An 18217-nucleotide genomic window follows, 5' to 3' on the forward strand; every position below is an offset into this window, starting at 1 on the left:
CGTTGCGTGCCGGCGCGCGGAGTCAGCCGATGTCGGTGGCGAGGAGGTCGTCCTCGGTCTCGCGGCGCACGATCACCCGTGCCACGCCGTCCTTGACCGCGACCACCGGCGGGCGGAGGGCGTGGTTGTAGTTGGAGGCCATCGAGCGGCCGTAGGCGCCGGTCGCCGGGACCGCGACCAGGTCACCGGGGGCGACGTCGCCGGGCAGGAACTCGTCCTTGACCACGATGTCGCCGGACTCGCAGTGCTTGCCAACCACCCGGGCCAGCACCGGCGCCGCGGAGGAGGCGCGGGAGGCGAGCGTGCAGGAGTAGTCGGCGTCGTACAGGGCGGGGCGGAGGTTGTCGCTCATCCCGCCGTCGACGCTGACGTAGGTGCGGGTGGCGCCGCCGTCGAGCTCGACCTCCTTGACCGTGCCGACGGTGTAGACCGTGCACATCGAGGGCCCGACGATCGCCCGGCCGGGCTCGATCGACAGGTGGGGCACGGCGATGCCGAGCGCCGCGCACTCCGCGGTCACGATCTTGGTGATCTGCTCGGCGAGCACGGAGGGCTCGGCCGGGTCGTCCTGGGTGGTGTAGGCGATGCCGAAGCCGCCACCGAGGTCGGGCTCGGGCGCGACGTGGCCCAGGCTCCGCGGCGACCCGGGCGTGCAGCCCGAGCACCCGGCGCCCGGCGACCTCCCAGCCGGAGGTGTCGAAGATCTGCGAGCCGATGTGGCTGTGCAGGCCGCGCAGGTCGAGGCTGTCGTGGGACAGCACCCGCGAGACCGCCTCGAAGGCGGCACCCGCGGCGATCGAGAAGCCGAACTTCTGGTCCTCGTGGGCGGTCGCGATGAACTCGTGGGTGTGCGCCTCGACTCCCGCCGTCACGCGCACCATCACGCCCTGGATGACCCCGAGTCGACGGGCGACGTCGGCGAGACGCTCGATCTCGTCGTAGGAGTCGACGATGATGCGGCCCACGCCCGCGTCCACCGCGCGGCGCAGCTCCATCGCCGTCTTGTTGTTGCCGTGGTAGCCGATCCGGGCGGGGTCGACGCCGGCCCGGAGCGCCACGCTCAGGCTCGCCGTTGCTGCACACGTCGAGGCTGAGCCCCTCCTCCGCCACCCAGCGCGCGACGGCCGTGCACAGGAATGCCTTGCCGGCGTAGTAGACGTCGTAGCCCGCGAAGGCATCGCGGAATGCCCGCGCCCGGCCGCGGAAGTCGTCCTCGTCGAGGACGTACGCCGGGGTGTTGACGTCGGCGACCAGGTCCGGAACCGCCAGGCCGGCGACGTGCAGGACACCGTCCTCCTTGCGCGCCGAGCCTGGACCACAGAGCCGGAACCAGGGCGTCGACGTCGGCCGGCTCGCGCAGCCAGTGCGGCGAGGTCCCGGCGTAGTCGCCCGGCGGGACCCGGCCGCTCACATCCGCTCCGGCGCGGAGACGCCCAGCAGGTCCAGGCCGTTCGCGATCACGGTCCGCGTCGCGACCGTCAGCACGAGGCGGGCCTCGTTGACCGGCCGCACCGGCTCGTCGCCCTGGGGGAGCATGCGGCACTCCTTGGTGTCGTACCACTTGTTGAACACCGAGGCGGTGTCCTCCAGGTAGCGCGCGACCCGGTGCGGCTCGCGCAGGCTCGGCGGCGCTCGCCACCACCCGCGGGTACTCCGCCAGCGCGCGCAGCGAGCTCGCCGTCGCGCTCGTGGTCGAGCAGGGCCGGGTCGAAGTCGTCGGGCAGGCTCATGCCGAGGTCCCGGGCGTTCTCGATCATCCGGCAGGTCCGCGCGTGGGCGTACTGCACGTAGTAGACCGGGTTGTCGTTGGACTGCTTGGTGATCTCGGCCACGTCGAGCACCAGCGGCGAGTCCGCCGGGTAGCGGGCCAGGGAGTAGCGCAGCGCGTCGACGCCGATCTCGTCGGAGAGCTCGTGCAGGGTCACGATGGTGCCCTTGCGCTTGGAGAGCCTTGAGCTCCTCACCGTCGCGCAGGATCTTGACGAGTCTGCCCGATCATCACGTCCAGGGTCTGGTCGGGGTCGTCGCCGACGCACGCCGCCATCGCCCGGACCCGGCCGACGTAGCCGTGGTGGTCGGCTCCGAGCAGGTAGATGCAGTGGTCGAAGCCGCGGGCCCGCTTGTCGAGGTAGTAGGCGGTGTCGGAGGCGAAGTAGGTCAGGCTCGCCGTCGGACTTGATGAGGACGCGGTCCTTGTCGTCGCCGAAGTCGGTCGTGCGCATCCACAGCGCGCCGTCCTTCTCGAAGACGTGACCGAGGTCCTTGAGCCGCTGCAGGGTCTCGGGCACCGAGCCCGACTCGTGCAGGGACAGACTCGGAGAACCACACGTCGAAGTGGGTGTTGAAGCCCTCGAGTCTGGGCCTGCTGCTCGGCGAGCCTGGATCTCGTAGCCCTTGGCCCGCACCGCCGCGCGCCGCTCCTCCGCGGGCAGGCTCGAAGATGCCGGGGCTCGCCTCCGCCACGGCCTTGGCCAGGTCGTCGATGTAGCCGCCGGCGTACCCGTCCTCGGGCTTGGGCTGCCCCAGCGCGGAGGCGATGATCGAGTCAGCGAAGTGGTTCATCTGCACGCCGCGGTCGTTGATGTAGAACTCCCGCGTCACGTCCGCGCCCGCCGCGGCGAGCACCCGCCCGATCGCGTCGCCCAGCACCGCCCACCGGGTGTGCCCCAGGTGCAGCGGGCCGGTCGGGTTGGCGGAGATGAACTCCACGTTGATCTTGCGCCCGGCCAGCGTCTGCGCCCGGCCGTACGACGCACCGGCGGCCACGATCTCGGCCGCGACCTGGCCCTGCGCGCCCGCCTCGACGGTGATGTTGAGGAAGCCCGGGCCGGCCAGGCTCGACCGCCGCGATGCCCTCGGCGTCGCGCAGCCGGGTGGCCAGCTTGCTCACCGAGCGCGCGCGGGTTGGTCCCGGCCTTCTTGGCCAGCCTGCAGCGCCACGTTGGTGGCGTAGTCGCCGTGCCCCTTCTGCCGGGGTCGCTCCACCGTGACCTCCGCCGGGACGCCGTCGGGCAGGGTCAGGGCGCCCTCCTCGACGAGCGAGGAGAGAGCCGCGACGATGGTCGTGGAGAGCCTGGTCCGGAGTCACCTCGCCAGCCTATCGGCGCGTGCCGGTTTCCTTCGCGCCGATATCGCCCGGTAGTGTTCGGGATCGCATCGCCGGGCTCGCCCGGCGGCATGCCTCCGTAGGCTCAGGGGATAGAGCACTGGTTTCCGGTACCAGGTGTCGCAGGTTCGAATCCTGCCGGAGGCGCTCTTGCTTTTTCCCGGTCAGTCGTCCGCGGGCTCGTGCGCCGGTTCCGGACGCCGGACGACGCACGCCAGCGCCCGCACCGCCTTCTGCAGGTCGGTGAGGCTCCTCGACGCCCTGCGCGTCGTAGGGCCAGCCCTCCTCGAAGGCCTCGTCCACGACGGCGTGCGCCAGGCTCCTCGATCTCCTCCAGGTAGGTCTCAGCCGGCCCCGGACGGGTGTCTCCCCCACCGCCGCCGGCCGCTTGCGGACCTTCTCGATGTCGCGCAGCCGGACCTCCTCGACGCCGTCGGCGAGGCCGGGCTCGCCGAGCAGGGCGAGACTCGACGCGGTGCTGGTCGAGGCCGACGACGAAGCCGGTGAGTGGCTCGTCGTCGCGACGGCGGAGCTCGACGTGGCCCTGGTCGCGGACGGCGGCGCGGAGCCGTCCGGCGACCTTCTTGCGGCGGTGGCTCTCGCGCTTCGACTTCCTGCTCACCCGGCCATCGTGCCCTGCGCGGCCACGCCCCGCCACCGGTCTACCCTGCTCGTCGTGCCGACCTCCCGCGTGACCATCCACACCGACGGCGCCTGCCTGGGCAATCCCGGACCGGGCGGCTGGGGCGCCGTCCTCCGGTACGGCGAGCACGAGCCTGGAGCCTGCACGGCGGGGACCCGGCGACGACCAACAACCGGATGGAGCCTGATGGCCGCCATCGTGGCCCTGGAGACGCTGACCCGGCCGGCCGAGGTGGACCTGCACACCGACAGCAAGCTTACGTCCGCAACGGGATCATGGCGTGGGTGGCGAAGTGGAAGGCCAACGGCTGGCGCACGGCGGCCAAGGCCCCGGTGAAGAACGACGACCTGTGGCGCCGGCTCGACGAGGCCGCCGCCCGCCACGAGGTCGCCTGGCACTGGGTCAAGGGCCACGCCGGCGACCCCGGCAACGAGCGTGCGGACGCCCTCGCCGGCCGCGGCGCCCGCGAGGCCCGCGACGGCGTCAGCAGCGCTTGATCGTGGCGTCCCGGCGCGCGTCGTCTCCGTAGCGACGCGCCAGCGCGGTGTTGGGCAGGATGACGCTGGCCCCGTTGATCGACGTACCGGTGCCGGAGAGGATGCACCCGGTCACCTTCGCCGGGTCGACCTGCGCGATGGCCTGCGCGACCCGGAACAGGCTGGGCCGGCGAGACGCCCTGGGTGTGCAGGTGCCGCATCACGCTGAGCACCTGCCCCTCGATGAAGCCCGGCTGCGCCGCGCGCTCGGCCACCCGGCGCTGGATGCCGCGGATCACCCGCTGCTGGTTGGCGGAGCGGTCGAAGTCCCCGCGTGGGAGCGACTTGCGGACCCGGGCGTACTCGACGGCCTTCATCCCGTTCAGCCTGATCCGGCCCTTGCGCCAGCCCTGCGGGTGCAGGTGGGCGTCGGCGAAGGCGCGCGGGTTGTTCACGGTGATCCCGCCGATCCCCGTGATCAGGTCGGCCAGGCCGCTGAACGTGGCGACCGCGACGTAGTCCGGCTGGACGCCGACCAGGTTCCCGACGGCACGACCGAGCAGCCTCGGACCGCCGTAGTACATCGCGGCGTTGATCCGGTTCGAGCCGTGACCCGGGAGGTGGACCCAGAAGTCGCGCGGGATGCCGATCGAGGTCGCGGCGTGCGTGCGCGTGTTGATGCCGATGAGCCTGCAGCGCGTCGCCGCGGGTGCGCAGCGGGTTCTCCCGCGGCCGGGCGTCGGAGCCGACGGCGAGCACCCAGACGACATCGGGGCTGACGTCGATGCCGTCGGCGCGGTCGATCTTGACCAGTGTCACCCGGACCGGGGCCGGCGTGCTGTCGGGGACCACCAGCGCGGTCACCCCGAGCAGCAGGGCGAGCAGCGTCGTACGGATCAGGGCACGCATGTCGAGCTCCTTCCCCACGGCGTACGTCGAAGCCGAAGACCCGCCACCCCGCAGCGGTGGGCGTCAGCAGCAGCCGGCCGGTGAGGACCTGGGTCCGGTCCATCGAGCCGGCGGAGAGCCTGCACCACGAGCCGCACCCGGGCGGTCGCGCCGGCGACCTTGCCCTGCGGCGCGAGGACGTCGACCCGGACGACCCGCTGCGCGACCCGCGAGCCTGTCGAGCCGGTCGCCCACGGCCACGTTGCTGAGCAGCGAGGTCGGCTTCGCGGCGAGCGCCCGGGCACCGGCGGTGAACCCGGTGAAGGCGTCGCCGAAGTCGGTGCGGGGGTACTCCCCCTCGAACGCCTCCGCCGACCACGCCTCGACCACGGACGTGACATCCGCCACGACCCGGTCCGCGCGCGCCTTCGGCAGCGCACCGTGCACCCTGCCCAGGGCGGTGTCGGTCGCGACCGTGCTCGGCGCGGGGGTGGCCGAGCTCTCCGGCTTCGGCGCCGGCTTCTCCTCCTCGCCCGAGCAGGCCGCAAAGCCCATCAGTACGGCGATCGCGAGCCCCACCGCGCCGGCTCGGGCCGAGCCTCGGCGTGCTCTCGCGGAGATCCGATCTGGTGCTGTTCGCATGGCGTTGGCCCCCTCTCGATCCCCACCACACAAGCGCGGTCGGTGTCGGTTGCGCAACACCCTGCCGCAAAGGGCGACCGAGGGGCGGTATTTGCTTCCGTGGGGGACTAGCCTTGGCGGTCGACACCGCCCGCTACCGACGGCGGGGGGGCACAAAGCTCATTTCGGAAGAGGCGAAGCACGTCGTGACGCAGTCGTCAGACCAGTCCCACGGTTCCCCCGAACCAGTCGACTTCGGAGCCAACGAGTGGCTCGTGGAGGAGATGAAGGAACAGTTCGAGGCTGACCCCAGCAGCGTCGACCCGGCCTGGGCGGCGTACTTCAAGGGTACGGGCACGAACGGCAAGACGGCCGCCACCGTGACCGCGCCGGCGCCCGCGAAGCAGGCCGCGCCGGCGAAGGCACCGGCGCCGGCTGCTGCGGCCCCGGCCGCCGCGCAGGCCGCGCCTGCCGCGCCCACCCCGAAGGCCACCCCGGCCCCGCAGGTCAGCCCCGCCTCCACCACCACGCCGACGCCGCCGAAGGCCGACGCGCCCAAGCCCACGCCCAAGGACGCTCCCCGCCCGGCTCCCGTGACCGCGAGCGACGAGCCCACCCTGACGGTGCTGCGCGGCATCCCCGCGGCGACCGCGAAGAACATGGACATCTCGCTGTCCGTGCCGACCGCGACCTCGGTGCGCAACATCCCGGTGAAGTCTGCTGTGGGACAACCGGATCGTCATCAACAGCCACCTCAAGCGCGCCCGCGGCGGCAAGGTGTCCTTCACCCACCTCATCGGCTACGCCATCATCAAGGCGATCAAGGCCCAGCCGGCTATGAACAACACCTTCGCCGAGGTCGACGGCAAGCCGACCATGGTCACCCCGGCGCACATCAACCTGGGCCTGGCGATCGACCAGGTCAAGCCCGACGGCACCCGCCAGCCTGGTCGCACCGAGCATCAAGGCGACGGAGTCGATGGACTTCGCGCAGTTCTGGACGGCGTACGAGGAGATCGTGCGCAAGGCCAAGGACAACAAGGTCGACCATGGAGGACTACTCCGGCACGACGGTCAGCCTCACCAACGTCGGCGGCCTGGGCACCAACAACTCGGTCCCCCGCCTGATGCAGGGCCAGGCCGCGATCATCGGCGTCGGCTCGATGGACTACCCCCCGGAGTTCCAGGGCGCGTCGGAGGAGACGATCGCCCGCAACGCGATCTCCCGGATCATGACGATGACCTCGACGTACGACCACCGGGTCATCCAGGGCGCGCAGTCGGGTGAGTTCCTCGGCCAGGTGCACCGCTACCTGCTGGGCGAGGAGGGCTTCTACGACGAGATCTTCCGGGCCCTGCGGATCCCCTACGAGCCGATCCGCTGGAACGCCGACGTCGCGACCTCGCACGACGACGAGATCGACAAGCAGGCGCGCATCCTCGAGCCTGATCCACGCCTACCGCGTGCGCGGCCACCTGATGGCCGACACCGACCCGCTGGAGTACAAGCAGCGCAGCCACCCCGACCTGCGCATCGAGTCGCACGGGCTGACCCTGTGGGACCTCGACCGCGAGTTCCCGACCGGCTCCTTCGGCGGCGGCGACCGCCGCTTCATGAAGCCTGCGCCACATCCTGGGGATCCTGCGCGACTCCTACTGCCGCACCACGGGCATCGAGTACATGCACATCATGGACCCCGAGCAGCGCCGGTGGATCCAGGAGCGCGTCGAGCAGCCGCACTCCAAGCCGCCCCGCGAGGAGCAGCTGCGGATCCTGCTGAAGGCTCAACCAGGCCGAGGCCTTCGAGACCTTCCTGCAGACCAAGTTCGTCGGCCAGAAGCGCTTCTCCCTCGAGGGCGGCGAGACCACGGTCCCCGTCGTCGACGAGATCGCCGAGGCGGCCGCGCAGGCCGGCCTCGACGAGGTCGCGATCGGCATGGCCCACCGCGGCCGGCTCAACGTGCTCGCCAACATCGTGGGCAAGTCCTACAACCAGATCTTCCGCGAGTTCGAGGGCAACATCGACCCGCGCACGGTCCAGGGCTCCGGCGACGTGAAGTACCACCTCGGCGCCGAGGGCGAGTTCGTCGCGGGCACGGGCGAGACCATCAACGTCTCGGTCGCCGCGAACCCCTCGCACCTGGAGACCGTCGACCCCGTGCTGGAGGGCATCGCCCGCGCCAAGCAGGACGTGCTCAACCAGGGCGAGAAGTTCCCGGTGCTGCCGGTCCTGCTGCACGGCGACGCCGCGTTCGCCGGGCAGGGCGTGGTCGCCGAGACGCTCAACCTCTCGCAGCCTGCGCGGCTACCGCACCGGCGGCACGATCCACGTCGTCATCAACAACCAGGTCGGGTTCACCACCTCCCCCGGCTCCTCGCGCTCGACGCTCTACTGCACCGATGTCGCGCGGATGGTCCAGGCGCCGATCTTCCACGTCAACGGCGACGACCCGGAGGCCTGCATCCGCGTGGCGCGGCTGGCCTTCGAGTACCGCCAGACCTTCCACAGCGACGTGGTCATCGACCTCGTCTGCTACCGCCGCCGCGGGCACAACGAGGGCGACGACCCGTCGTACACCCAGCCGCTGATGTACGACCTCATCGAGCAGAAGCGCTCGGTGCGCAAAGCTCTACACCGAGTCGCTCATCGGTCGTGGCGACATCACGATCGAGGAGGCCGAGCAGGTCCTGCGCGACTACCAGCAGCAGCTGGAGCGGGTCTTCACCGAGGTGCGCGAGGCCGACACCAAGCCCGACGAGTGGACCACGGTGCCGGACTACCCGGACAAGCCCGAGGGCGAGACCCAGACGGCGGTGACCCCGGAGGTCCTCAAGCGGATCGCCGACGCCTACGTCACCCCGCCGGACGGCTTCACCGTCCACCCGAAGGTCATGCCGCAGGCTGCAGCGCCGCGCCGCGGCGATCGCCGACGGCCCGATCGACTGGGGCACCGGTGAGATCCTCGCCTTCGGCTCACTGCTCATGGAGGGCCGCCCGGTCCGCCTGGCCGGCCAGGACTCGCGCCGCGGCACCTTCGTGTCCCGCTTCGCGACGATCATCGACCGCCACAACGCCGACGAGTGGACCCCGCTGGCCAACCTCACCGAGGACCAGGCGAAGTTCTTCGTCTACGACAGCCTGCTCTCGGAGTACGCCGCGCTCGGCTTCGAGTACGGCTACTCGGTCGCCCGGCCCGAGGCACTGGTGCTGTGGGAGGCGCAGTTCGGCGACTTCGTCAACGGCGCGCAGTCGGTCATCGACGAGTACATCTCCGCCGGCAAGACCAAGTGGAACCAGGACTCCGGTGTCGTGCTGCTGCTGCCGCACGGCTACGAGGGCCAGGGCGCGGACCACTCCTCGGCCCGCATCGAGCGGTTCCTGACGCTCTGCGCGGACGACGCGATGGTCGTCGCCCAGCCGTCCACCCCGGCGTCGTACTTCCACCTGCTGCGCCAGCACTCGCTGGGTGAGGAGCACAAGCCGCTCATCGTCTTCACCCCGAAGTCGATGCTCAAGCGCAAGGAGGCGGCCTCGCAGCCGGCCGACTTCACCAGCGGCGAGTTCCGCGCGGTCGTCGGCGACGACACCGTGGACCCGGCGAAGGTCTCCACCGTGCTGCTGGTCTCCGGCCGGCTCACCTGGGACCTGATGGTCGAGCGGCAGAAGAGCAGCCGTGAGGACGTCGCGATCCTGCGCGTCGAGCAGCCTGTACCCGTGGCCGGTCGAGGCGATCAAGGCCGAGACGGCCAAGTACCCGAACGCCAAGGTCAAGTGGGTCCAGGACGAGCCCTACAACCAGGGTCCGTGGCCGTCGTACTACCTCAACGTGGTGCCGCAGCCTGGACCGCGAGATCGAGCCGATCACCCGCAAGGCGTCCTCGACGACGGCGGTCGGCACGGCCAAGCGTCACCTCGAGGAGGCGAAGGTCCTGATCGGCGAAGCCTTCGCCTGATCCATCGACAGGCTCAGGAACCATGTACTTCACCGACCGCGGGATCGAGGAGCCTCCAGCAGCGCCGGGGTGACGAGGAGGTCACTCTGGCCTGGCTGGGCGAGCGGCTGCAGGAGTTCGTCGACACCCACCCGGAGTTCGAGACCGCCGTCGAGCGGTTCGCGACCTGGCTGGCCCGGCTCGACGACCCCGAGGACTGAGCAGGTACGACGAGGGGCCCGGCGGATCTCCGCCGGGCCCCTCGTCGCGTCTCAGGCCGGCACGGCCTCGGAGAGCCCGAACCTGCGGTGCAGCGCGCGCAGCGGGCGCGGGGCCCACCAGGCCCGCTCCCCCAGCAGCCGGATGCTCGCGGGGACGAGCACCCCGCGGACCAGGGTCGCGTCGATCAGGATCGCCAGCCCGGTGCCGAGCCCGAAGAACTGGATGAAGCCTGACCGAGTCTCACCAGGAAGGCGAAGAAGCCTGATCGCGATCAGCGCGGCGGCCGTGCTGACGATCCGGCCGGTGTGCGCCAGACCGTGCACCAGCGCCTCCTCGTTGCCCATGCCGAGGTCGCGCATCTCCTTGATCCGGCTCATCACGAACACCTCGTAGTCCATCGAGAGCCCGAAGGCGACGCAGAACAGCAGCACCATCATCGAGGAGTCCATCGGCTGCGGGGTGAAGCCGAGCAGCCCCGCCAGGTGCCCGTCCTGGAAGACCCAGACCATCGCGCCGAGGGTGGCGCCGAGGCCGACCGCGTTGAGCAGCAGCGCCCGCAACGGCTGCACGACGCTGCCGGTGAAGAGGAACAGGATCACCATCGTGGTGAGCACCAGCCACCCGGCCACCCACGGCAGCCGGGAGCCGATGCCGCTCATCTGGTCGTGCAGGCTCCGCGCTCGCCCCGCCGACCAGGGCCTCGGTGCCCGCCGGAGCCGGGACCGCCCGGACGTCGTCGACCAGGGTCCGGGCGGCCGCCGAGCGCGGGTCGAGGTCGGTGACCACGGACAGCAGGTCCGCACCCTCGCCCGGGCGGACGTCGACGCGGACCACGTCGTCGAGCGCGCCCAGCCGGCCGGCGTACGACGCCAGGGCGGTCTGGTCGACCGAGGAGGTCGTGACCACCTGGACCGGGTGGGTGCCATCACCCGCGAACTCCGTGCGCAGCGCGTCGCCGGCCTCACGGCTGGAGGCACTGGTCGGCAGGACCCGGTCGTCGGGCGTGCCCAGACTCGATGCCCGCGAGCGGGACCGCCATGATGAGCAGGGCGGCCACCACGGGACCCGCGCTGAGCACCGGGTGGCGGGTGACAAAGCCCGCGAGCCGGCGCCACGCCGGCGCCTCCTCGCCGCGGATGCCACGCACCCGGGGCACCCGCCAGGCGTCGATCCGGTCGCCGAGCAGGCTCAGCCCGGCGGGCAGGATGACCACGGCGCTGAACGCCGTGATCAGCATGACCCCGATGCCGGCGTAGGCGAAGGAGCGCAGGAAGTACATCGGGAAGATCAGCAGGGCTGCCAGCGCGACGGCGACGGTGGTGGCGCTGAAGGTGATCGTGCGCCCGGCGGTCTCCACCGCGCGTCGTACGGCGGCCTCGGAGTCGCGGCCCGCGGCCCGCTCCTCGCGCACCCGGGCCACCATGAGCAGCCCGTAGTCGACGGCGAGACCGAGACCGAGGCCGGTGGTGAGGTTGACGGCGTAGATCGAGACGTCGGTGGCCGAGCCCAGGATCGACAAACTCGGCGAAGGTGCCGAGGATCGCGGCGAGGCCGACGCCGAGGGTCACCAGCGCGCCCACGACATTGCCGAAGGCCAGCACGAGCAGCACCAGGATCAGCGGGATGGCGATCGACTCGGCCAGTCCGAGGTCCTTGCCGATCTGGCCGCCGATCTCCTCCCCCACCACGTCGGCGCCGCCGACCGCGACCCGCAGCGGGCCGTCGGCGGTGCGGTAGGCGTCCAGGACGTGCGCCGGGTCGGCGTCGGTTCCCGGCGCGACCGCGGCGGTGACGAGCGCGTGGGAGCCGTCGGTCGAGCGGAGCGGCCCGGCCCGCCCGTCGAAGTACGACGTGACGTCGGCCAGCGACGGGTCGGCACGCAGGCGCTCGGTGAGCTCCCGGCCGGCTGCCGCGGAGGCGGCCGAGTCCACGTCACCGTCGGCGGCACCGACGACCAGGACGTAGTCGGTCGAACCCGCGAAGCGCTCCTCCAGCAGCGCCGCGGCGCGGCTGCTGTCGGAGCCGGGGTCGTCGAACCCCTCGGTCTGCAGGCTTGCCGAAGGCGCCGATGCCCACGACGGCCGCGGCGACCACCCCGAGCAGGCCCAGGGCGAGCACCCGGCGCGAGCGCCGGGTGACGAGCTCACCGATCCAGCGGAACATGACGACCTCCATGTGTACGGGCGTAAACTTTATGGGCGTTAACTTGGCATGAATGTGTACGGGTGTCAACATGTTCCCCGTGACCTCTCGCGACAGCCTACCACCACGGCGACCTGCGCAACGCCCTCGCCCGAGCCGCGGCCGAGCCTGGCGGCGACCGGCGGGCCGGACGCGGTGACCATCCGCGGCGCGGCCCGCGAGGTGGGAGTGACCCCCACGGCGGCGTACCGGCACTTCGCCAACCAGTCCGACCTGCTGGAGGCCGCCCGCGCGCTGGCGATGGACGGCATGGTCGCCGCGATGGGCGACCTCCTCGCCGAGGTGCCGGCCGGCGGCGACGCCACCGAGCGAGCGATCGCCCGGCTGCGCTCGACGGGGCGCGGCTACATCCGGTTCGCGCTGGCTGAGCCCGGGATCTTCCGCACCTGCTTCACCGGGCAGCCTGCGCTTTCCCTCCGAGCCGATGGCCGACGCCCCGGCGCCCTACGCCCTGCTCGGCGAGATGCTGGACGAGCCTGGTCGCCGTGGGCTGGCTCGCCGCGGAGGACCGCCCGGGCGCCGAAGCCGGACCCTGGGCCGCCGTGCACGGGCTGGCCCTGCTGCTGGTCGACGGGCCGCTCAAGGACCTCGACGACGCCGAGCGCGAGGCCGCCATCGAGCGCACCCTCGACCTCACCACCCGCGGGCTCGCGACCGGCCCGGAGGCCGTCCGCGCCCGCTAGTGTCCTCCGCGTGAGCGACGAGCCGATCGACTACGCGACCTGGGGCGAGCGCTTCTTCGCGACCGCCGTCACCGCCGAGCGGGTGCTCGCCGGCGTCAACGTGCTGTCCGGACGCCCGATCGACGTGGGGCCACTGGGCGTCGGCCCCGGCCGGATCGCCAAGGTCACCGCCCAGGGCCGGATCGGCACCGCGACCGGGCAGCGCGCCGGCGCGGACCCGGTGTCCTTCCACGTCGACCTCCCGGTCGCGCTGCGCTTCACCATCGACCTCGGCATGGACAAGCAGCACTTCGACGCCGAGATCACCGTTCCGCTCGTCATCACCGCGCACGCCCGGGCCGACCTGGCCATCGCGCTGGAGGTGACGCCGCCGCGCACGGCCCAGGTCGTCGTACGGCTCAAGGCGCAGGGGCTGCGCGCCTCGCTCACGAGCAGGGCCGCCAACGTGGAGGGCGAGCCTGCGTCGCTTCGTGGCCAAGTACGTCGCCAAGGAGCCTCGACAAGCCCTACGTGCGCGAGGCGACGACGATCGACGTGGCCGCCGCCGTCGAGCGCGCCGCCGCCGGGCTCGGCCCGCGCGAGGAGAGCCCGATGGCCGCCGAGCTCACCGACGACCTGCCCGCCGCGCTGGAGACCGAGATCGAGCACTCCGCGCAGACTCTTCCTCGACCCGGAGGCCGAGAAGTGAGCGAGGAGCGGGCCTATCCCCCTGCGCCCTGGCACATGCACGGCTCGCTGTGGCTCTCGGCCTTCCGGCTGCGCGAGGACGCCGACGAGCGCCACCCCGCCGGGACGTACGGCGTCGCGCTGGTCTCCTACGAGGAGCCGAGCCCGCTGACCTATCACGAGTCTGCTCGTCGCCCGGACGACGAAGAACGCGGCCGGCAAGGGCGCGGTCACCATCACCGACATCTGGGTGGACTCCCCCGCCTCGCAGGCCGGCGGCCGCGAGCCGTGGGCGATCCCCAAGCAGGCTGTGCGACTTCGACACCGAGAGCAGCTTACCGCGGGCCGGTCACCTCGACCGACTGGACCGCCACCGTCGACCGGCGCCCGATCGTCTCGGCGTCGTTCACCGACGCCTCCCGAGCAGCGCTGCGGGTGCCCTTCACCGGCCTCGTCGAGCAGCCCGGCATCCCCGAGCACCCGGAGGTCGCGGACGTGACCATGAAGGGCAGCGCCAAGGCACTACCGTGCCGCTCGCGCTGGGACTTCGCGAGCGACGGGCCCCTCGCCTTCCTGCGCGGGGCCCGTCGGCTCGGTTCGTTCCGGATGGCGGCCTTCCGGCTCGCCTTCGACTGACGCCGGCGCTCAGTCCTCGTCGTCGGCGACCGGGGCCGCCGGGTCGACAGCGGGGACGCTCTCGCCGTGCTCGGCGAGCGCGCGCCGGGAGGAGTCGCGGATCTCGAAGATCTCCGTCGCGAACCCGCCCACGGCTGCGGCGACCTCGCCGACCGCCTTGGTGAGGATGGTGGCGACCTCGCCGACCGTGTTGGCGGCCGCCTCGGCACCCGCCTGGACGGCGTCCTTCGCGATCTCGCCCTTGCTCAGGTGGTCACGTCCGCTCATGCGCCCAGTCTCCCCCGGCGGACCTCAGGCTGCCAACGAGTCGTCGGTCACGGCGTCCGGGCCGGGCACCGGCGCCACCTTGGCGTCGCCGCCGGGCAGCGAGAAGCGCACGATCTTCTTGAACACGCTGAACGAGCTGCTTGCCCAGGCTCCCGGTGTTGTACGGCAGGCCGTAGCGCTGGCAGATCTCGCGCACCTCGACGGCCATCTCCGGGTAGCGGCGGGCCGGCAGGTCGGGGAACAGGTGGTGCTCGATCTGGTGCGAGAGGTTGCCGCTCATCAGGTGCATGAGCTTTGCTGCCCGTGATGTTGGCCGAGCCCAGCATCTGCCGCAGGTACCAGTGCCCGCGCGTCTCGTTCTCGGTCTCCTCCTCGGAGAAGGACGCGACGCCGGCCGGGAAGTGGCCACAGAAGATGATGTTGAACGCCCAGATGTTGCGCACCAGGTTGGCGGTCGCGTTGCCCGCGAACGTGAGCGGGAACAGCGGGCCGGTCAGGGCCGGGAACAGGACGTAGTCCTTGAGCGCCTGGCGGCGGATCTTCTTCATCAGGCCCGGGTAGAGCGGCTTGTTGTCGGCCAGGCTTTGCGCTTGCCGGAGACGATGTTCTCGACCTCGAGGTCGTGCAGCGCGACGCCCCACTCGAAGAAGGTCATCAGCAGGAAGGCGTAGAGCGGGTTGCCCAGGTAGTAGGGGTGCCACTTCTGGTCGGGGTCCATCCGCAGGATCCCGTAGCCCACGTCGCGGTCCTTGCCCACGATGTTGGTGAACGTGTGGTGGATGTAGTTGTGGCTGTACTTCCACTGCTCGCCGGGGCACACGGTGTCCCAGTCGAACATCCGGGAGTTGAAGGCCGGGTCGCCCAGGAAGTCGTACTGCCCGTGCATCACGTTGTGCCCGATCTCCATGTTGTCGAGGATCTTCGACACGCTCAGGCAGGCGACGGCCGGCAGCCAGCCGACGACGGGCAGGTAGAACAGCGCGCGGCCGGCGATCTCCATCTTGCGCTGGGTGGTGACGACCTTGCGGAGGTACTCCGCGTCCGCCTCGCCGAGGTCGGCGATCACGCGCTGGCGCAGGTCGTCGGGTCTCGGCGCCGAGCCTGCTCGATCTGCGCAGGCGTCAGGCCGTGGTACTTCTCGTCGGCCAGGGGCTCGGGGGTCAGGGTGTCGGTGCTCATGTCGGTCTCCCTCAGAGGTCGATGTGGCAGTCGCCGGCGGCGGCGGTGACGCAGATGCGGATCTCCTCGTCCGGCAGGGAGGACTCCTCGCCGGTGAGGACGTTGCGGACGGTGCCGGCGGTCTTGGTCTTGGTGCAGGAGAAGCAGATGCCCATGCGGCACCCGAACTCCGGGTTCAGGCCCAGGCTCCTCGGCCTGCTCCAGCAGGCTGGTGCCGGTCGCGGCGACGGTCTTGCCGGAGCGGGTGAAGGACACCTCGCCCTCGACGTCCTCGCCGGGCTGCGCGGCGCGGGCGACGGCGGGCTTGAAGAACTCCATCCGCAGCCGCGGCGAGAGCTCGCCCGCGTCGTCGGTGTAGGCCTCCTTGACCAGGCTCGACCAGGCCCGCGGGGCCGCACAGCCAGGTGTCGGTGTCGCGGTACGACGGGACGAGGCGCCGCAGACTCGAACTCGCTGAACACCTGCGCGCCGTGCCGCAGGTGCACGGTCACGTCGTTGTCGGCCTCGGCGATCTCGGCGAGCTCCGTTGCGAAGATCTGGTCCTCGGGGCCGCGCGCGAAGTGGAGGAAGGTCACCTTGCGACCGGCCCGGCCGTCGTACCCGTCCCGGAGGAGGGTGCGCACCATCGACATCGCCGGCGTGATGCCGGAGCCGCCGGTGATGAAGAGCAGGTGGTTGTTGGTCGGCGTCGCCGGGCTCTCCACGAGGGTGAACTCGCCCTGCGCCTGGGAGAGGTGCACGAGCCTGGCCGGGCCGCGCCTCCCGGACCAGGTACGACGAGACCCGGCCCTCGTCGTGCGCGCGGATGGTGAGCGTGATCTGCTCGCCGGGCGCGGAGGCTGCCGAGGAGATCGAGAACGCCCGGGTGTGCCGCTTGCCGGAGCCCGGCAGGTCGACGCCGACGAGGACGTGCTGGCCGGCGCGGTGGCCGCGCCAGGTGCTGGTGGGCTGGAGGGTGAGCGTGGCGACCGGGGCGGTGTCGGCGCCCTCGGTCTCGCGCTGCACGGAGACGACCTGGGCACGGACCTCGTGCGCGGCCCACATCGGGTTGAAGCGCTCGAGGTAGCGGTCGACGGTGTGGGGCGTGGCCAGGGCCGCGGCAAGCCGCGAGCGCAGGAGCCGCTCCACCACGCCGTTCGGCGCCGGCGGGGAGATGAGCGCGGACATCGCGCCTCCTTCGTTGGCGGAAGATTGGGTGTACGTCTGTACACCGAAACTCTCCCGCGCCTTCCCCGCGGCGGTCAACGACCTGCCCGCGTGATAGTGCACACATGTTCACCGACGTAGGATCGGGCACATGACCGAGACCCGCGTCGAGCGCAAGGAGCGGACTCGCCGCGCCATCCTCGACGCGGCGCTGGCCCTCTCGGAGGAGACCACCCTGGTCGCGCTGTCCCTGCGGCAGGTCGCCAAGGAGGTCGGCATCGTGCCGACGGCCTTCTACCGCCACTTCCCCTCGATCGAGGACCTCGGCCTCGCGCTCGTCGAGGAGTCGTTGGACACCCTGCGGGCCCTGCTGCGCGAGCCTGCGGCGCACGGCCGGCGCCGACTTCGGCACCATCATCGACGGGTCGGTCACCGTGCTGGTCGACCAGGTGCACCTCAACCACCGGCACTTCGGCTTCATCGCCCGCGAGCGCTTCGCCGGCCCGGCCACCGTCCGCGAGGCCATCGCCCACGGCATCGACACCGCCGAGCGCGAGACTCGCGATCGACCTGGCCCACCTGCCCGGCACCGACACCTGGTCCGAGCGGGACCTGAGCGTGCTCGCCTCGCTCATCGTCGGCGCGATGGTCACCGCCGCCGAGCGGCTGATCGCCGCCGGCCCGGGCTCGCCGGAGGAGGAGCGGATCGCCGACACCGCCCGCCGCCAGCCTGCGGATGATGATCATCGGCGCCGCGAGCTGGCGCTCCCAGGACTGATCGGGAAGTCCTCGCAACCAAACGCCCCGCGCGGGCGTCTGCCCTGGTGCAACCATCCCCCACCACCAGGAGTCCCCCATGTCCGTCTCGGCCCGCCTTCTCACCCTCCTCGCCCTGCTCGCCGGGCTGCTCGCGCCGCTCGGCGGCGCACCCGCCCAGGCCAGGCTCTCAGGCCGGCACCCAGGCCGGCGCCGCCCACCGCACCCGGGTCGTGGTGCGGATCGCGCACTGCGAGGGCTGCGAGGTCTCGCTCCAGCAGGGCCTGCGCAACCGCTGGTGGTCCACCACGCCGCGCCGCATCCACGACGGCCGGGCCGTGTTCGTCGTACCGTCCGGCCGGACCCGTGGCCTCTCCGTCTCCGTCACCGGCACGTGGGAGGCCTCCAGCCCGCACCCCTCGGGCTTCCAGGCCATCGCCACCCTGCGCTACGGCGGCGTCGCCGCCGGTGAGCGGGTCACCTTCGCCCAGGCGCGCACCAAGCGGCGCGGCTCGGTCTGCTTCCCCGGTACGACGGCCGACCGGCTCGTGCTGCGCCTGAACGCGCGCAAGGTCCGGGTCGCCGGCAACGGTGGGCCCGCGCTGACGACGCTCGCCTGGGCCGACCCGCAGGTCCGCACCATGGCCGGCACGCAGGGCCGGGTCTACGGCGGCGTCTTCGGCGCGCAGGACATCGTGCCCTGCTCCTGACCCGCCCGATCAGCACGGAGCGGGCGGCGGCGTCAGGCTCGTCACTTTCGGTGGACGCGAAGTTACCGACCAGTCACCATGG

At 71.7% G+C, this 18217-nt stretch carries 19 protein-coding genes, 1 tRNA gene and 6 pseudogenes; 10 read left to right on the plus strand and 16 right to left on the minus strand.

What is annotated here, in order from left to right; all coding sequences use genetic code 11:
• Positions 1 to 22: 22 nt before the first annotated feature.
• The 4 genes and pseudogenes from lysA to G5V59_RS10000 all read right to left on the minus strand — a co-directional run bounded on the left by lysA (position 23) and on the right by G5V59_RS10000 (position 3060).
• A pseudogene (lysA, locus tag G5V59_RS09985) lies at positions 23 to 1411 on the minus strand (diaminopimelate decarboxylase).
• Entirely contained in the window at positions 1408 to 1572 is a 165-nt protein-coding gene (locus tag G5V59_RS09990) for a DALR anticodon-binding domain-containing protein (protein ID WP_278256340.1), read from the minus strand. Before G5V59_RS09990 ends, lysA begins: the two are co-directional and overlap by 4 nt.
• A 585-nt stretch (positions 1573 to 2157) precedes the next feature.
• Positions 2158 to 2709 carry an arginine--tRNA ligase gene (gene argS, locus G5V59_RS09995; RefSeq protein WP_278256341.1) on the minus strand — a complete coding sequence of 184 codons (552 nt, stop codon included), beginning with the start codon at positions 2707 to 2709 and terminating at the stop codon, positions 2158 to 2160.
• Between the two features lie 177 nt (positions 2710 to 2886).
• Positions 2887 to 3060 (minus strand): hypothetical protein, encoded by a 174-nt coding sequence (locus G5V59_RS10000; RefSeq protein ID WP_341351174.1) that lies wholly within the window; start codon positions 3058 to 3060, stop codon positions 2887 to 2889.
• A 119-nt stretch (positions 3061 to 3179) separates the two neighbouring features.
• Between G5V59_RS10000 and G5V59_RS10005 the strand changes: the two genes are divergently transcribed.
• From G5V59_RS10005 to G5V59_RS10020, 4 genes are all read left to right on the plus strand, one after another.
• A tRNA-Arg gene (locus G5V59_RS10005) sits at positions 3180 to 3253 on the plus strand.
• Positions 3254 to 3349: 96 nt separating this feature from the next.
• Positions 3350 to 3613, plus strand: a complete 264-nt coding sequence (locus G5V59_RS10010) for a hypothetical protein (RefSeq protein ID WP_278256342.1) — start codon at positions 3350 to 3352, stop codon at positions 3611 to 3613.
• A complete protein-coding gene (locus tag G5V59_RS10015) occupies positions 3582 to 4085 on the plus strand; it encodes an RNase H family protein (protein ID WP_278256343.1) in 504 nt (167 codons plus the stop codon). The genes G5V59_RS10010 and G5V59_RS10015 overlap by 32 nt, the downstream gene beginning before the upstream one ends.
• Complete coding sequence (locus G5V59_RS10020) at positions 4025 to 4246, plus strand: RNase H family protein (protein ID WP_278256344.1); 222 nt, start codon at positions 4025 to 4027, stop codon at positions 4244 to 4246. The genes G5V59_RS10015 and G5V59_RS10020 overlap by 61 nt, the downstream gene beginning before the upstream one ends.
• Here G5V59_RS10020 and G5V59_RS10025 read toward each other — a convergent pair.
• The 3 genes and pseudogenes from G5V59_RS10025 to G5V59_RS10035 form a co-directional block, all read right to left on the minus strand.
• Complete coding sequence (locus G5V59_RS10025) at positions 4233 to 4361, minus strand: hypothetical protein (RefSeq protein ID WP_278256345.1); 129 nt, start codon at positions 4359 to 4361, stop codon at positions 4233 to 4235. The genes G5V59_RS10020 and G5V59_RS10025 overlap by 14 nt on opposite strands.
• 193 nt (positions 4362 to 4554) lie before the next feature.
• A pseudogene (locus tag G5V59_RS10030) lies at positions 4555 to 4995 on the minus strand (LCP family protein); the annotation flags it as partial.
• A 202-nt stretch (positions 4996 to 5197) separates the two neighbouring features.
• A complete protein-coding gene (locus tag G5V59_RS10035) occupies positions 5198 to 5692 on the minus strand; it encodes a hypothetical protein (RefSeq protein ID WP_278256346.1) in 495 nt (164 codons plus the stop codon).
• 326 nt (positions 5693 to 6018) lie between these two features.
• On the opposite strand from G5V59_RS10035, the pseudogene G5V59_RS10040 reads away from it, so the two are divergent.
• Together G5V59_RS10040 and G5V59_RS10045 are read left to right on the plus strand one after the other, a co-directional pair.
• Positions 6019 to 9689: pseudogene (locus G5V59_RS10040) on the plus strand (multifunctional oxoglutarate decarboxylase/oxoglutarate dehydrogenase thiamine pyrophosphate-binding subunit/dihydrolipoyllysine-residue succinyltransferase subunit).
• A 22-nt stretch (positions 9690 to 9711) separates the two neighbouring features.
• Positions 9712 to 9889: pseudogene (locus tag G5V59_RS10045) on the plus strand (DUF6104 family protein).
• 51 nt (positions 9890 to 9940) lie between these two features.
• On the opposite strand, the gene G5V59_RS36325 reads toward G5V59_RS10045, so the two are convergent.
• The 4 genes and pseudogenes from G5V59_RS36325 to G5V59_RS10065 all read right to left on the minus strand — a co-directional run bounded on the left by G5V59_RS36325 (position 9941) and on the right by G5V59_RS10065 (position 12053).
• Positions 9941 to 10816: an MMPL family transporter gene (locus G5V59_RS36325; RefSeq protein WP_341351175.1), complete on the minus strand. Its 876-nt coding sequence runs from the start codon at positions 10814 to 10816 to the stop codon at positions 9941 to 9943.
• Positions 10817 to 10851: 35 nt separating this feature from the next.
• Positions 10852 to 11409 (minus strand): MMPL family transporter, encoded by a 558-nt coding sequence (locus G5V59_RS10055; protein ID WP_278259754.1) that lies wholly within the window; start codon positions 11407 to 11409, stop codon positions 10852 to 10854.
• Positions 11410 to 11497: 88 nt separating this feature from the next.
• Positions 11498 to 11887 (minus strand): annotated as a pseudogene (locus tag G5V59_RS10060) (MMPL family transporter); the annotation flags it as partial.
• Positions 11823 to 12053: a hypothetical protein gene (locus tag G5V59_RS10065; RefSeq protein ID WP_278260288.1), complete on the minus strand. Its 231-nt coding sequence runs from the start codon at positions 12051 to 12053 to the stop codon at positions 11823 to 11825. The pseudogene G5V59_RS10060 and the gene G5V59_RS10065, both read right to left, overlap by 65 nt.
• Before the next feature lie 174 nt (positions 12054 to 12227).
• On the opposite strand from G5V59_RS10065, the gene G5V59_RS10070 reads away from it, so the two are divergent.
• Positions 12228 to 13463 (plus strand): hypothetical protein, encoded by a 1236-nt coding sequence (locus tag G5V59_RS10070; protein ID WP_278256347.1) that lies wholly within the window; start codon positions 12228 to 12230, stop codon positions 13461 to 13463.
• A complete protein-coding gene (locus G5V59_RS10075; RefSeq protein ID WP_278256348.1) occupies positions 13367 to 14077 on the plus strand; it encodes a hypothetical protein in 711 nt (236 codons plus the stop codon). Before G5V59_RS10070 ends, G5V59_RS10075 begins: the two co-directional genes overlap by 97 nt.
• Before the next feature lie 9 nt (positions 14078 to 14086).
• Here G5V59_RS10075 and G5V59_RS10080 read toward each other — a convergent pair whose 3' ends face one another.
• From G5V59_RS10080 to G5V59_RS10100, 5 genes and pseudogenes are all read right to left on the minus strand, one after another.
• Positions 14087 to 14344 carry a hypothetical protein gene (locus G5V59_RS10080; RefSeq protein WP_278256349.1) on the minus strand — a complete coding sequence of 86 codons (258 nt, stop codon included), beginning with the start codon at positions 14342 to 14344 and terminating at the stop codon, positions 14087 to 14089.
• A complete protein-coding gene (locus G5V59_RS10085; RefSeq protein ID WP_341350904.1) occupies positions 14331 to 14633 on the minus strand; it encodes a fatty acid desaturase in 303 nt (100 codons plus the stop codon). The genes G5V59_RS10080 and G5V59_RS10085 overlap by 14 nt, the downstream gene beginning before the upstream one ends.
• A 258-nt stretch (positions 14634 to 14891) precedes the next feature.
• Positions 14892 to 15410 (minus strand): fatty acid desaturase, encoded by a 519-nt coding sequence (locus tag G5V59_RS10090; RefSeq protein ID WP_278256351.1) that lies wholly within the window; start codon positions 15408 to 15410, stop codon positions 14892 to 14894.
• A 124-nt stretch (positions 15411 to 15534) separates the two neighbouring features.
• Positions 15535 to 16155, minus strand: coding sequence for a hypothetical protein (locus G5V59_RS10095; RefSeq protein WP_341351176.1), 621 nt, complete (start codon positions 16153 to 16155; stop codon positions 15535 to 15537).
• A gap of 172 nt (positions 16156 to 16327) precedes the next feature.
• Positions 16328 to 16690 (minus strand): annotated as a pseudogene (locus G5V59_RS10100) (hypothetical protein); the annotation flags it as partial.
• Between the two features lie 130 nt (positions 16691 to 16820).
• Between G5V59_RS10100 and G5V59_RS10105 the strand changes: the two are divergent.
• Positions 16821 to 17285: a TetR family transcriptional regulator gene (locus G5V59_RS10105; protein ID WP_278256352.1), complete on the plus strand. Its 465-nt coding sequence runs from the start codon at positions 16821 to 16823 to the stop codon at positions 17283 to 17285.
• A 208-nt stretch (positions 17286 to 17493) separates the two neighbouring features.
• On the plus strand, positions 17494 to 18135 hold the full coding sequence (locus tag G5V59_RS10110) for a hypothetical protein (protein WP_278256353.1): 642 nt from the start codon (positions 17494 to 17496) through the stop codon (positions 18133 to 18135).
• The last annotated feature ends 82 nt before the right edge of the window (positions 18136 to 18217 follow it).

This window comes from Nocardioides convexus, assembly GCF_011090295.1.